The sequence below is a fragment of the Streptomyces sp. B6B3 genome (assembly GCF_039871525.1).
GTDB lineage: Bacteria > Actinomycetota > Actinomycetes > Streptomycetales > Streptomycetaceae > Streptomyces.
The window spans coordinates 13,915-27,377 of the sequence record NZ_JBDPLU010000017.1 but is presented as its reverse complement, the minus strand read 5'-3'; the positions used below and the strand labels follow the sequence as shown (position 1 = coordinate 27,377).

The 13,463-nt window shown below is 74.6% G+C and carries 11 protein-coding genes; 4 read left to right on the top strand and 7 right to left on the bottom strand.

Annotation, left to right across the window (positions count from 1 at the left end; translation table 11 throughout):
* Positions 1-103 precede the first annotated feature (103 nt).
* Positions 104-1,531, top strand: a complete 1,428-nt coding sequence (locus ABGB06_RS28665) for an FAD-binding protein (protein WP_347594616.1) — start codon at positions 104-106, stop codon at positions 1,529-1,531.
* A gap of 4 nt (positions 1,532-1,535) precedes the next feature.
* Here ABGB06_RS28665 and ABGB06_RS28660 read toward each other — a convergent pair whose 3' ends face one another.
* The 3 genes from ABGB06_RS28660 to ABGB06_RS28650 are packed head-to-tail and all read right to left on the bottom strand — an operon-like array spanning position 1,536 to position 3,795.
* A complete protein-coding gene (locus ABGB06_RS28660; RefSeq protein ID WP_347594614.1) occupies positions 1,536-2,330 on the bottom strand; it encodes an ABC transporter permease in 795 nt (264 codons plus the stop codon).
* Positions 2,327-3,283: an ABC transporter ATP-binding protein gene (locus ABGB06_RS28655; RefSeq protein WP_347594613.1), complete on the bottom strand. Its 957-nt coding sequence runs from the start codon at positions 3,281-3,283 to the stop codon at positions 2,327-2,329. The genes ABGB06_RS28660 and ABGB06_RS28655 overlap by 4 nt, the downstream gene beginning before the upstream one ends.
* Positions 3,280-3,795, bottom strand: a complete 516-nt coding sequence (locus ABGB06_RS28650; protein ID WP_347594611.1) for a YceI family protein — start codon at positions 3,793-3,795, stop codon at positions 3,280-3,282. The genes ABGB06_RS28655 and ABGB06_RS28650 overlap by 4 nt, the downstream gene beginning before the upstream one ends.
* Positions 3,796-3,963: 168 nt before the next feature.
* Here ABGB06_RS28650 and ABGB06_RS28645 point away from each other — a divergent pair, with 168 nt between their 5' ends.
* Together ABGB06_RS28645 and ABGB06_RS28640 are read left to right on the top strand one after the other, a co-directional pair.
* The gene (locus ABGB06_RS28645; protein WP_347594609.1) at positions 3,964-5,187 is read left to right on the top strand and encodes a histidine kinase; all 1,224 of its coding nucleotides are present in this window, start codon (positions 3,964-3,966) and stop codon (positions 5,185-5,187) included.
* Positions 5,188-5,189: 2 nt separating this feature from the next.
* Positions 5,190-5,852, top strand: coding sequence for a response regulator transcription factor (locus tag ABGB06_RS28640; RefSeq protein WP_347594867.1), 663 nt, complete (start codon positions 5,190-5,192; stop codon positions 5,850-5,852).
* Between the two features lie 32 nt (positions 5,853-5,884).
* Here ABGB06_RS28640 and ABGB06_RS28635 read toward each other — a convergent pair whose 3' ends face one another.
* A complete protein-coding gene (locus tag ABGB06_RS28635; protein WP_347594607.1) occupies positions 5,885-6,868 on the bottom strand; it encodes a hypothetical protein in 984 nt (327 codons plus the stop codon).
* Between the two features lie 214 nt (positions 6,869-7,082).
* Between ABGB06_RS28635 and argG the strand changes: the two genes are divergently transcribed.
* A complete protein-coding gene (gene argG / locus ABGB06_RS28630) occupies positions 7,083-8,531 on the top strand; it encodes an argininosuccinate synthase (protein ID WP_347594605.1) in 1,449 nt (482 codons plus the stop codon).
* 28 nt (positions 8,532-8,559) lie between these two features.
* Here the strand turns inward: argG and ABGB06_RS28625 are convergent, their stop codons facing one another.
* Genes ABGB06_RS28625 through ABGB06_RS28615 form a run of 3 tightly spaced genes read right to left on the bottom strand, consistent with a single transcriptional unit; the run spans position 8,560 to position 13,405 of the window.
* Positions 8,560-10,962, bottom strand: a complete 2,403-nt coding sequence (locus ABGB06_RS28625; RefSeq protein WP_347594604.1) for a glycoside hydrolase family 2 TIM barrel-domain containing protein — start codon at positions 10,960-10,962, stop codon at positions 8,560-8,562.
* Complete coding sequence (locus ABGB06_RS28620; protein ID WP_347594602.1) at positions 10,959-12,428, bottom strand: sulfatase-like hydrolase/transferase; 1,470 nt, start codon at positions 12,426-12,428, stop codon at positions 10,959-10,961. Before ABGB06_RS28620 ends, ABGB06_RS28625 begins: the two co-directional genes overlap by 4 nt.
* On the bottom strand, positions 12,425-13,405 hold the full coding sequence (locus ABGB06_RS28615; protein WP_347594600.1) for an aliphatic sulfonate ABC transporter substrate-binding protein: 981 nt from the start codon (positions 13,403-13,405) through the stop codon (positions 12,425-12,427). The genes ABGB06_RS28620 and ABGB06_RS28615 overlap by 4 nt, the downstream gene beginning before the upstream one ends.
* Positions 13,406-13,463 lie beyond the last annotated feature (58 nt).

Sequence of the window (13,463 nt, the reverse complement as noted above, 5' to 3'; positions counted from 1 at the left end):
AAAAAGTTGACGGGGGGTGTCAGGTTAGGGAGGCAACCTGTGGCCCAGACCGGCGGCAGGCGGGATCGGCCGCCGGGCGCGCGACGGCGCGCGGGACGCGAACGTGAGACGAAAGGGGCAGGCCATGGGCCGGCTACGCGACAACGACCTGGGCACGCTGCGGGACCGGGTCCGGGGGCCGGTGCTGGTGCCGGGCGACGAGGAGTACGACGCCGAGCGGTCGGGCTTCAACACCGCCGTCGACCAGCGCCCCGACGTGATCGTGGGCGCCACCGGAGCCGACGACGTGCGGGCGGCGGTCGCCCTGGCCGCCGCCGCGGACCTGCCGGTCGGGGTCTCCGCGACCGGGCACGGGGCCGCGTTCGGCGCCGCGGGCGGGGTGCTGGTCACCACCCGGCGGATGACGGGGGTCAGCATCGACCCCGCCGCCCGCCGGGCGCGGCTGGCCGCGGGGGTGCGCTGGGGCGAGGTGATCGAGGCCGCGGCCCGGCACGGGCTGGCCCCGTTGAGCGGCTCCGCGTCGCATGTCGGCGCGGTCGGCTACACCGTCGGCGGCGGGCTGCCGTTGCTGGGCCGCACCTTCGGCTACGCCGCCGACCGGGTGCACGCGTTCGATCTGGTCACCGCCGACGGCCGGTCCCGCCGGGTCACCGCCGACGCCGAGCCCGACCTGTTCTGGGCGGTGCGCGGCGGGCGCGACAACTTCGGCGTGGTGACCGCCCTGGAGATCGGCCTGGTGCCGCTCACCCGGATCTGGGGCGGCGGCCTGTACTTCGACGCGGGCGGCGCGGCGCGCGCCGCCGAGATCCTCGACGGCTACCGGCGCTGGACGGCGACCGTGCCCGAGGAGATGAACTCCTCGCTGGCCCTGGTGCCGCTGCCCGACGTGCCCGCGCTGCCCGAGCCGCTGCGCGGCCGGCACGTGGCGCATGTGCGCGTGGCCTGGACCGGATCCGAGGCGGCGGGGGAGCGGTGCGTGGCGCCGTTGCGCGCCCTCGGCCCGCGGCTGCTCGACCACCTCGCCGGCCTCCCGTTCACCGCGGCCGACAGCGTGCACGACGACCCCTCGGTGCCGATGCCGTGGAACGGCGACGTGGCCCTGCTCGACGATCTGGACGAGGCCGCGGTGCCGAGCGTCGTCGAGCTCGCGGGGCCGGAGGCGGCGGTGCCGTGCATCGTCGAGGTGCGGCATCTCGGCGGCGCGCTGGCCCGGCCGCCCGCCGTGCCCAACGCCGTGGGCCACCGGGACGCCCGCTACAGCCTGGGCGTGCTCTCCCGGCTCGGCGGCCCGGACGACGCCCGGGCGATGGCCGCCCACCGAGCCCTGCTGGCCGCCCTGGGGCCGCGGCTCGCCGGTCGGCTGGTGAACTTCATGGGCCACGGCACGGGACCCGAGGGACCGGCCTCGGCGGACCGGGTGCGCACCGCCTACCGGGCCGCGGACCTCCGCCGGCTCACCGCCCTGAAGGCCGCCCACGACCCGGCCAACACCTTCCGGCTGAACCACAACCTGCCGCCGGCCGGCGGGTGACGGGTCATCCGCCGCCCGGACCGGGGTCCCAGCGGAAGCGGCGGACGGCGACCAGCGCCCCGACCCCGCCCCAGAGCAGCAGCACCGCCAGCTCCCGCCAGGCGAAACCGGTCTGCTGGGCGAAGGCGCCGAGCAGCGCCTCGTTGAACGGCCGCACCGGCAGCGCGCCGGCGATCGCGTTCACCGCGTCGGAGTGGATCGGGAGGTAGGTGCCGGACACGAACACGAGCGGGAACAGCACGAACTGCACCACCGCGGGCGCGGCCTCGGCGTTGCGGACCAGCGAGGCGACGCCGACGCCCAGCGCGCAGAACGCGGTCGCGCCCAGCACCAGGGTGACCGCGATCGCCGGCCACTGGCCGGGATCGGGCACCGGCACCCCGAAGAGCCGGCCCACGCCCAGGATGAGCAGCACGTCCACCACGCTCACCACGACGCAGTGGGCCAGCAGCCCGACGAAGTACGTCCACGTCGGCAGCGGGGTGGCCCGGACCCGCTTCAGCATCCCGTTCTGCCGCCGGGTGGCCAGCACGATGGCCAGCTGGCTGTAGCAGGCGCCGAGCACGGACACGACGGCGATGGTCGCCACGTAGTACCGCAACGGCGTCACGCCGTGGAAGTAGTCGCTGCGCTCGCCGCCGTGGAACATCACGCCGAAGACCACGATCACCAGCACCGGGAGGACGAAGGTGAAGAACGCGCTCTGCGGGTTGCGCCAGAACGACAGCTGCTCGTAGCGGACCTGGTGCCAGGCCAGGGCGGCGCCAGACCTGGTGGGTCGGGCGACGGTCGCGCTCACCGGACGCTCCGCTCCGGGGCCGCCGCGGCCCCGTCGGTCAGGCCCAGGTAGACCTCCTCCAGGCTCGGCCGCTCGACCGCGAGCCGGTCGAGCGTCACACCCCGCCCCAGCGCCCAGGCCGTCAGCCGGTGCAGCGTCCCGGTCGGCTCGTCGGTCCGCACCGTCACCAGCCCGTCCTCGTCGGCCACGACCCCGTGCGCGGCGGCGAGCGGCAGGTCGGCGGGGGAACATCCGGCCGGCAGCGCGAAGCCGATCCGGGTCGGCGCGGCGGCGCGACCGCCGAGCTCCGACGGCGCGCCCTCCGCGACGATCCGGCCCTCGGCGAGCACCGCCACCCGGTCGGCCAGCGCCTGGGCCTCCTCCATGTAGTGCGTGGTGAGCACGACGGTGGTGCCGGCGTCCCGCAGCGAACGCACCAGGCGCCAGGCCGCGCGCCGCGCGGTGGGGTCGAAGCCGGTGGTCGGCTCGTCGAGGAAGAGCAGGCGCGGATCCCCGACCAGGCTCAGCGCCAGGTCCAGCCGGCGCTTCTGGCCGCCCGAGAGCGACCGCACCCGCCGCCGCTCCAGGCCGGCGAGGCCGACCAGCGCGATCACCTCGTCCACGTCCCGCGGGGCGCGGTAGTACCCGGCGTCGCGGGCGACCGTCTCGCGCACCGTGAGGTAGGGCTCGACCGCGACGTCCTGCAGCATCAGCCCGACGCGCTCGCGCAGTTCCCGCCCGACCGCGCGATCGCCCGGGTCCAGACCCAGCACCTCGACCCGCCCGCCGTCGCGGGCGCGGAACCCCTCCAGGATCTCCAGCGTCGTCGACTTGCCCGCGCCGTTCGGGCCGAGCAGCGCGAAGATCTCCCCGTGCCGGACGGTGAAGCTCACCCCGCGCACGGCCCGCACCGCGCCGTAGCTCCTGTGCAGGTCAGCCACGACGACGGCGCCCCGGTCGGACCGCGTGCTCATCGGCGCGCGCACCGGATGTCCAGGGTCACGTCGAGCCACCGGCCGGTCATGCCGCGGGCCGTGGTGATCCCGAACGCGGTGCGGTCCACCCGCGTCGTGGCGCGCACGGACAGGGCGTCCGCCGTCGCGTCGGCCTGGGTGACGGCCAGCCGCACCGGCCGGCGCACGCCGCACACGGTCAGGGCGCCGGCCACGGCGGACACGCTCACCTGGTCGGCGACGAACGTCATCAGGGGGTGCCGGGCGGCGTCGAGGTAGTCGGGGGAGCGCACGTGGTCGTCCCGCCGGCGGTTGCCGGTGTGGAAGCTGGCCGTGTCGATCTCGGCCCGGATCCGGGAGTCGGCCAGCGGCTCGGCGACGTCGACCGTCCCGCTCCGCACGGTGAACGTGCCGCGCACCGGCACCAGGCCGAACACGGCGCGGCACCGGAAGGCGACGGTCGAGGCGTCCGGGTCGATCTCGTAGCGGCCAAGGCCGGCCGTGGTCGTGCGGGAGTTGCGTTCGGTTGCCATGCCACGATTCCACGCCCGCGGACCGGGTCCGGAACAGCGCCGGCCGTCGGCGACGGCTCGGCGAACGGAGGGTCTCCGGCGCCGGCATGCGACTTTCGTAGGGGGCGGCCCCCGCCGATCGTCCCCTACCAGGCCGAACCCCGCGGGAAATGTCCTACGGTATGCGGCATGAACGACCCACGGTGCGTTCGCGCCCGCGGCGTCGGCCCGGACCTGGCGATCGCGGTCCTCCTCGCACTCGTCGACACCGGCGCCACGCTCGTCGGCGGGAGCTGGTGGCCGAACGACCCCGGCGCCCTCGCCTGGGCGCTGCTGGTCGGGCAGGCGCTCGCCTGCCTCTCGCTGATCGCCCGCCGCCGGGCCCCGCTGACGGTCATCGCGATCCTGGGCGGATACACGCTGCTGGTGACGCTGCTGATCTCCCCGCTGCACGCGCTGACGCCGGCGAGCGGCGGCAACGTCTGGGCGCCCTTCTCGACCGCGGTCGCCGCGTACGGGCCGCTGTTCTACACCCGGCACCGGGAGGGCCGGGCGAGCCGCCGGGTGGCCCTCGTCGCGCTCGCCGCCTTCACCATCGTCGTCGCCCGCCCGTGGGAGCCGTCGATCACCGTGATCACCATCGGGCTGCTGCGCACCGCCCTCGGCCCGCTGCTCGCGCTGTACTTCGACGCCCGCAGGCGGCTGGTGCTGGCGCTCACCGAGCGCGCCGAACGGGCCGAACGCGAGCGGCACCTGCTCGCCGAGCAGGCGCGCGCCGAGGAACGCAAGCGGCTGGCGGGCGAGATGCACGACGTGGTCACCCACCGGGTGAGCCTGATGGTGCTCCAGGCCGGCGCGCTGCGGATGACCGCCGCCGACGAGGCGACCCGGCAGGCGGCCGAGGAACTGCGCGCGGCCGGCTGCCAGGCCCTGGACGAGCTGCGGGACCTGGTCGGCATCCTCCGCGCGCCGGCCGAGGGCGCGGCGGGCGACGAGGCGCCGACGGCCGCGGACGTCGCCCGGCTGGTCGCCGAGTCGAACGCGGTCGGCGTCCCGACCGAACTGGTCGAGGAGGGCGACCGGGAGCTCGCGTCGCCGGTCGTCGGGCGTACCGCGTACCGGGTGGTGCGCGAGGCGCTGACCAACGTCCGCAAGCACGCCCCCGGCACCCGGGTCGAGGTGCGGGTGGAGTACGCGGAGTCGGGCGTCCGGGTCTCGGTCAGGAACACGCCGCCCACCGGGCGGCCCGGCGGCGCGCTGGCCGCCACCGGCTCGGGACTGGGCATCGCCCACCTCAGGCAGCGCATCGAGCTGGTGCACGGGACGCTGCGCGCCGGCCCCACGCCGGACGGCGGCTTCCGGGTGGAGGCCGCGTTGCCCGGGTACGTGCCCACCGCCGAGGCGGTGGCGTGACCGTGGACCGGACGGTGCGGGTGGTCGTGGTGGACGACGAGCCGATGGTGTGCCGGTTCCTGCGCACCATCCTCGGCTCGGCCGCGGACGTCGAGGTCGTCGACGAGGCGCACGACGGGACGGCGGGCGTCGAGGCGGTGACGCGACAACGGCCCGACGTGGTGCTGATGGACCTGCGGATGCCGGGCATGGACGGGCTGACCGCGATCGAGCGGATCGCCGAACTGCGGGATCCGCCGGCGGTCGTCGTGCTGACCACCTTCGACGCCGACGAGTACGTGCTGCGCGCCCTGCGGGCCGGCGCCGCCGGCTTCCTGGTGAAGTCCACCCCGCCGGAGGACCTGATCGGGCTGGTGCGGGTCGCCGCCGAGGGGCACACCGTGCTGTCGGCCGCCGCCGCCCGCCGGCTCGTCGCGGCGTCCAGCGACGACCATCCGGCCAGGGACCGCGCCAGGCGGCTCGTCGGCTCGCTCACCGAGCGGGAGGTGGAGGTGCTCGCCTGCCTGGGCGAGGGCCTGTCGAACGCGCGGATCGCGGCCCGGCTGTACCTCTCCGAGGCCACCGTCAAGGGCCATGTCTCGCGGCTGCTGGACAAGCTGGACTGCGCGAACCGCACCCAGGCCGGTCTGATCGCCCACGACGCCGGCGTCGTGGGCGCACCCTGAGCCGGCCGCCGCCCGCGGCGCGGGCCGGGCCGTCAGCCCGGCGGCCGGTCCCGCGGGCGGGCGGCGTCGACCAGCGCGCGCAGCAGCCCCGCGCCGGCCGTGATCGCCACCCCGTACAACGCCACGGCGACCGCGGGGTGCTCGGGCGGCACCGTGTCGTCCGGGCGGGCCAGCGCCACGTAGAGGGTGAGCGGCAGCTTCCAGCCGCTCCACGCGAACAGCGAGCCCGAACCCAGCCAGCCCAGCGCCAGCGGCACCCATCGGGGCGTCCCCGCCGGCCGACCGGCGGCGACCGCCCAGCCGGCCGCCACCGCGGCCAGCGCCCACCACGCGCCCAGCGCCGTCAGCAGGTACCAGGCGGTGTCCCGCCGGTCCGGGTGGGCCAGGCCCGCGGTGCCGCCGGCCGCCCAGTACAGCCAGACCGCTCCCGGCACGGCGCCGGCCGCGATCGCCGACCGGATGGCCCACCGGACCGACGACCGGCCGGGACCGTCCCCGAGCCGGCCGGCGAAGGCCGTCGGCCAGCGTCGCCGCAGGTACCCGGGCAGGGCGAGGGCCAGGCCCAGCCCCATGCCGACGAAACCGGCCTGGATCAGCCCGGCCTCCCAGGCCGGCAGGGTGGCGCCGGCGTCGCCACCGGGGTCGGTCGCGGCGGGACCGTCCGCCGCCCCGTCCGGCTCGGCGTCGTCCGACCCGAGCAGCGAACCGACGACGGCGAACGGCAGCACCGACACCAGGAACCCCGCCCCCACCCAGGCCGCCAGCGCCAGCGGCGGACCCGGTATCCGCATCCCCCACGGCCGCACCAGGGCGAGCGCCAGGGCGATGCCGACCCCCGCCATCACGACGGTGGCGCCGTTGAGCACCACCCACTCCGCGAGCGTGGCGTCGCCGCCGGTCGGCAGCAGCCCGAACAGCGCGCCCACCACCCACGAGATCTTGATCACCAGGTACGGCGTCATCGCCAACGCCGCCCCGTAACCCCCGATACGGCCCATCCCGTCCCACCGTGCCACGCCGACGCCTCCCTGCGGTCAGGCCCTCAGCCTGCGCGGACGGCCTCCGCGGGCGCGTCGCCCGCGGGTCCTGACCGCCTCCCCCGAGCGGCGGAGGACGGGTCGGCCCGGCGGGTGAGGCGCCGCCGCCGGGCCATGCGGCACGCGGTCGGGAGAGGTCGGATCGTCCCCCCGGGTTGCATGACCATGCAGAGGAGTGCATATAATCCTGATCGTGTCTAAGGTACTCACCTCCCTGCCCGCCGGCGAACGCGTCGGCATCGCCTTCTCCGGTGGTCTCGACACCTCCGTCGCGGTCGCGTGGATGCGCGAGAAGGGCGCGGTTCCGTGCACCTACACCGCCGACGTCGGTCAGTACGACGAGCCCGACATCGCCTCGGTGCCCGGCCGCGCCACCACCTACGGCGCCGCGGTCGCCCGGCTCGTCGACTGCCGCGCGGCGCTCGTCGAGGAGGGACTCGCGGCCCTGTCCTGCGGCGCGTTCCACATCCGGTCGGGCGGCCGCGGCTACTTCAACACCACCCCGCTCGGACGCGCGGTCACCGGCACCCTGTTGGTGCGCGCGATGCTCGAGGACGACGTGCAGATCTGGGGGGACGGCTCCACCTTCAAGGGCAACGACATCGAGCGGTTCTACCGCTACGGGCTGCTCGCCAACCCCGCCCTGCGGATCTACAAGCCGTGGCTGGACGCGGCCTTCGTCCATGAGCTCGGCGGCCGCCGGGAGATGTCGGAGTGGCTGCGCGACCACGACCTGCCGTACCGGGACAGCACGGAGAAGGCGTACTCCACCGACGCGAACATCTGGGGCGCGACGCACGAGGCCAAGGCCCTGGAGCACCTCGACGCGGGCATCGAGACCGTCGAGCCGATCATGGGCGTGCGGTTCTGGGACCCCCGCGTCGAGATCGCCACCGAGGACGTCACGATCGGCTTCGAGCTGGGTCGGCCGGTGACGATCAACGGCAAGGACTTCCCCTCCGCCGTGGACCTGGTGCTGGAGGCGAACGCCATCGGCGGCCGGCACGGCATGGGCATGTCCGACCAGATCGAGAACCGGGTCATCGAGGCGAAGAGCCGGGGCATCTACGAGGCCCCCGGCATGGCGCTGCTGCACGCGGCGTACGAGCGGCTGGTCAACGCGATCCACAACGAGGACACCCTCGCCAGCTACCACACCGAGGGGCGGCGCCTCGGCAGGCTGCTGTACGAGGGCCGCTGGCTCGACCCGCAGGCGCTGATGCTGCGCGAGTCGCTGCAGCGCTGGGTCGGCACCGCGGTGACCGGCGAGGTGACCCTGCGCCTGCGGCGCGGTGAGGACTACTCGATCCTGGACACCTCGGGACCGGCGTTCAGCTACCACCCGGACAAGCTCTCCATGGAGCGGACGGAGGACTCCGCCTTCGGCCCGGTGGACCGGATCGGTCAGTTGACGATGCGGAACCTGGACATCGCCGACTCCCGCGCCAAGCTCGAACAGTACGCCGGGCTCGGCATGGTCGGCAGCCAGCACCCGGCGCTGATCGGCGCCGCGCAGGCCGCCTCGACCGGGCTGATCGGCGCGATGCCCGAGGGCGGGGCGGAGTCGATCGCCTCCCGCGGCGAGGTCACCGGCGACGACGCGTTGCTCGACCACGTCGCGATGGAGTCCGGCACCGACTGACCTCCCGCGTCGCGGCCCCGCCGTCCGGTCACGCCGGCGGCGGGGCCGGCGGCGTGACCGCGATCCGCACCGCCGCCTCGGGGTAGCCGGCCAGCCGCGCGGTGAGGTGGATGTCGCCGCCCCCGCCGGAGGCGGTCCGCACCCAGACCGCGCCGACGCCGCCGTTGTCGCCCAGCGGGAACGGCCGGTCGCCGACCACGGTGCCGGGCCCGGTCAGCGCCAGCGCCACGTCTCCCGACACGTACGGGCGCGGCGCGCCGTGCGCGTCGACGACGCGGAACACCACCCGGGTGGCGTCGCGGCCGTCGCCGACAAGTTCGGCGTCGTCGGCGACCAGGGACAGCGTGTCGCCCGCGGGGTCGCCGCTGAACCGCCGGGAGACGACCAGCCGGTCGCCGACGTAGCCGTCGACGCGCAGTTCCGGACGGGTGCCGCCGGGCACGCTGAGGTCCGCGAACGACGGCGGGTGGCGCAGCTCGCCGAAGCGCTCCCGGTCCGGGTGCACGGTGGCGTGGTGGGCGTCGTCCAGATAGATCTCCAGCCGGTCGCAGTTCGAGCAGATCACCGCGTCGGGCCCCGGTCCCTCGGCGGGGGAGCCGGGGCCGAAGTCCCAGTGGAAGGCGGGCAGGAGGACCGGGCGCACCGCGGGGTCGACCTGGGCCTGGTAGATCGCCGCGCCCGGTTTGGGCACCCGGAAGACGTCGGCCACGCCCGACCATTTCAGCGCCTCGTACACGGTGCCGTGCCGGCTCGGGTAGTCGAAGGCGGCCCAGCCGACGACTCCGGCGTAGCGGTCGTCCGCCGCGGCCTGCGCGTGGGCGAGCGCGTGTTCGACGCACTGCCGCTGCTGGACGGCGAGGTCGTCGATCCTCCGGTAGTGCTGCCGGAACCGGGGGAACTGGCCGACGGCCTCGCTCACCAGGTACGGCCTGCCCTCGACCGGCGGGCGCAGGCTCACGTGCTCGTCGGGACCCACCTGGTAGTCGTTGAACGAGAACACGTCGTGGTCGAAGCCGGCGATCTCCTCCTCGGTCCTGAGGTTCATCGCCCCGGTCGTCTGCCGGGTCGGGTCCAGGGCCTTGACGGCCCGCTCGCAGCGCGCGTGCAGCGGACTGTCCACGCTCTCGTTGATCCGCGTGCCCCACAGCACCACCGACGGGCGGCTCCGGTCCCGGCGGACCATCTCCTCCGCCATGGCGACCGCCCGGTCCTGCCAGGCCGCACCGCCGATGTAGTGCCAGCCCGGCAGCTCCTGGAAGACCAGCAGGCCCACCTCGTCGCAGGCGTCGAGGAACGCCTCGGACTGCGGGTAGTGGGAGCAGCGGACCAGGGCGCAGTTGAGCTCGTGCCGCAGGAACTCCGCGTCGCGCCGCTGGACCCGCGGCGGCATGGCCATGCCGGTGTAGGGGAACAGCTCGTGCCGGTTGAGCCCGACCAGCCGCAGCCGCTCGCCGTTGAGGTGGAAGCCGTCCGCCTCGAACCGCGCCTCGCGGAAGCCGATCCGGCGGGCCACGCGGTGCACCGCGGCGTCGCCGACGAACAGCACGACCTCCACCTGGTAGAGCGCGGGGCGCACCACGTCCCACAGCCGCACCGGGCCCAGGTCGCCGAGGGTGAGCGTGGCCAGGGCGGCGTCCGCGGGCACCTCCCGCGTCGACTCCGCGATTCGGGTGTCCCCGTCCCACAGCCGGGCGACCAGCCGCAGCGGCAGGTCGCCGGGCCCGGCCGCGTCGAGCGCGCAGGTGACCTCGACGCGTCGGCGGTCGGCGTCGAGGACGTCCGCCGGGGCGGCCCACACGTCGGACAGGAAGGTCTCCGGCACGGCGCGCAACGCGACCTCGCGGGTCAGCCCGGCCGGTTCCAGGAAGTCGATGGCGTCGGGCCCGTCGGGTGAGCCGCCCGGCGGCACGTCCTGCCAGGTGCCGTCGACGGTGACCGCGACGAGGCCGGTCCCGCCCGGCTCCAGCAGGTCGGTGACCTCGTGGCTGAACGGCAGGTACCCGCCCACGTGCGGGGGCAGGTCGGTGCCCTCGACCGTGACGCCCGCGCTGGTCAGCACCCCCTGGAAGTCCAGGAACACCCGCATCCCCCGGGTGTCCGCCGGCCGGGTCACGCGGCGCCGGTAGACGAACCGGTCCGACCAGTCGGCCGGGTCCCACCGCCGCCAGGACAGCGGGACGGCGGTGTGCGGGAGCGACACCTCGGGGAATCCGGTGTCGTCGAAGCCGGGCAGCCTGGCGTCCGCCCCGGCGGCGCCGACGTAGCGCCAGCCGTCGTTCAGCGGGACGTCGTTCAGCGGGATGGCGCGGGGGTCGGGTCCGCCCCCCGGCGCGGGTGCGGCGTGGCCCCGGCCGGCCGCGGCCCAGCCGGTCAGGGCGCCGGAGCCGGTGGCCGCGAGGAGGCGGCGTCGGGAGAGTTCGGTGCGCCTCATCGGGGGGTCTCCTCCGTCTCGAAGACGCTCAGGCTGGGGTCGTGGTCCAGGGCCCCGATGTCGTACATCGGGGTCATCCAGTGGTAGAAGTTGTCGCCGCGCTCGCGCAGCAGGTCGTACAGCCGGCGCATCAGGCGCCGCCGCACCGGCCGCAGCTCCGGATGCTCGTAGCGGTTGCGCAGTTCGTGCGGGTCGGCGCGCAGGTCGTACAGCTCGTTCACCGACTCGGGGTTGACGACGAGCTTGTGGCGCTCGTCGCGGATCATGCGCTGCGGATAGGGGAAGTGGTGGCCGTGGAACTCGGCGGTCATGTCCGGCGCCCACGCCGGGTGTTCGCCGCGCAGCAGGGGGACGAGGCTGCGGCCGTCCACCGCGGGCGCGGGGTCGCAGCCGGCGAGCTCCAGGATGGTGGCGGTGCAGTCCATCAGGTTCACGAACTCCTGCCTGACCTGCGGCGGGGCGCCGGGCAGGCGGACGATGCCGGGGATGCGGTAGATGTCCTCGTACATCGCCGGACCCTTGTCGTGCAGCCGGTGGGCGCCGGTGAACTCGCCGTGGTCGGCGGTGAAGAACACCGCGGTGTCCCCGGCCAGGCCGAGCTCGTCCAGCCGGTCCAGGATCCGGCCGAGCTGCTCGTCGACGAGGGAGACGTAGCCCCAGTAGACGGCGATGAGCTTGCGGGTGACCTCCAGCGGCATGGAGTCGAACGTCCAGTGCGCGCTGTAGTTGCGCTGGACCTGCGGTTTGCCGTCGAAGGTCTCGGCGATCGACGCGGGCAGCTCGACCAGGTCGGGGTCGTAGCGGTCGAAGTACGCGTCCGGCAGCAGGTAGGGCAGATGCGGGCCGAAGAAGTGGGTGGCCAGGAAGAACGGCCGTCCCGTGGCGGCGTAGCGCTCCAGATGCTCGATGGCCCGGGTCGCCAGGTAGTGCTCGAACGTCGCCTCGACCGGCTGGTGCAGCCGGGCGGCCAGCAGGTTGCCCGGGTTGCCGTTGGGCGTGGTGCCGCGGATCCGGTCCGAGATCCGGTACGGCGGCAGGCCGCGTTCGGCCAGATAGGCCAGGTAGTCGGGGTGGTCCACCGGATTGTGCCAGCCGGGCAGCGGGGGTCCCTCGAAGCCGAACGAGGCCGCGGTGCGGTGGGTGCCGACATGCCACTTGCCGACCAGGCCCAGCTGGTAGTCGCGCTGCCGCAGGGCGTCGGGGAAGGTGAAGGCGTCCTCCGCCAGGTCCTCCAGGTAGCCGACGTTGCGTTCCTGGTTGGCCAGCAGGCGGTGCCGGAACGGGGCCTGGCCGGTGAGCAGGCTGGCCCGCGCCGGGGTGCAGATCGCGGTGGGGGTGTAACAGCGGTCGAAGCGGGTGCCGGTGGCGGCGAGCCGGTCCAGGTTCGGGGTGTCCACGTGGGCGTTGCCGTAGCACCCCAGCGTGTCGACCCGGTGCTGGTCGGTCATCAGGAAGAGGAGGTTCACGCGCGGAAGACCCTCGAGTAGACGTCGCCGGAGTAGTAGGAGGTGGCGTCCGGGACGTCCGAGAGCTGGCCGGTGTCGGCGAAGATCTCGTTCAGCCCGTCCAACCACCCCACGACCGTCCCGTCGTCGGTGCGGTCCACCAGGTCGGCGGTGGTCAGCAGCTCCACGTGGGAGGCGTCGGACGCCACCGCCTCCGGGTCCAGGTCGAGCATCTCGGCGGTGAGGCGGACGGCCTCGTCGGGGTTCTCCGCCCGCCAGTCGTTGGCCTCCTGGAGGACCCCGACCACCTTCTCGGCGAGTTCGGAGTCGACGCCGTTGCCGGCCACGAACGCGGTGGGGAAGGTGTGGTCGGGGAAGTCGTCGGTCGCGGCGACCTCGACCAGGTCGGGCACGTTGCCCTTGATGGTGTCGATGAGTGGGTACCAGATACCGGCCGCCTCGATCTGCCCGGAGGAGAAGGCCGAGACCACGGTGGAGGGGTCCATCGGCACCTTCTGGACGTCCTCCAGGGACATGCCGGCGTCCCGCAGCGCCAGGTTGAGGATCATCTCGCCCGAGGTGCCCTCCGGCACGCCGACCTGCCGGTCCGCCAGGTCGGCCACGCTGGTGATGCCGGACCTGGCGATGACCCGGTCGGCCTTGGTGAGGGTGTTGATGGCGACGATGCTGGTCTGGCCGGATGCCGGCAGCCACAGGGCGCCCGGGCCGATGTAGCCGAAGTCCAGGTCCCCGGCGCCGAGCGCCTGGACCTGGAGCGGGCCGTTGGTGAACTCCTCGGTCGTGGGGGAGAGGTCGTGCCGCTTCCACAGGTCCTGCCGCTCGGCGATGGCGAGCAGGCTGGCGCCGTTGAAGTCGGCGATGTAGCCGAAGCGGACCCGGCCGCCGTTCGAGCCGCCGCCCGAGCCGCAGGCGGGCAGGGCCAGCCCCGCCAGCGTCGCCGACGCGGTCGTGAGCAGGGTGCGACGAGACACACGCATGCGCTGACGTCCCTTCTGGGGAGGTGTGTGGAGAGGTTTCCGGGGAGGTCTTCGGGGA

Coding starts and splice junctions, on each gene's coding strand:
- ABGB06_RS28655 (WP_347594613.1), bottom strand. CDS start 3,283: ATGAGCACGCGGTCCGACCGGGGCGCCGTCGTCGTGGCTGACCTGCAC.
- ABGB06_RS28650 (WP_347594611.1), bottom strand. CDS start 3,795: ATGGCAACCGAACGCAACTCCCGCACGACCACGGCCGGCCTTGGCCGC.
- ABGB06_RS28645 (WP_347594609.1), top strand. CDS start 3,964: ATGAACGACCCACGGTGCGTTCGCGCCCGCGGCGTCGGCCCGGACCTG.
- ABGB06_RS28625 (WP_347594604.1), bottom strand. CDS start 10,962: ATGAGGCGCACCGAACTCTCCCGACGCCGCCTCCTCGCGGCCACCGGC.
- ABGB06_RS28615 (WP_347594600.1), bottom strand. CDS start 13,405: ATGCGTGTGTCTCGTCGCACCCTGCTCACGACCGCGTCGGCGACGCTG.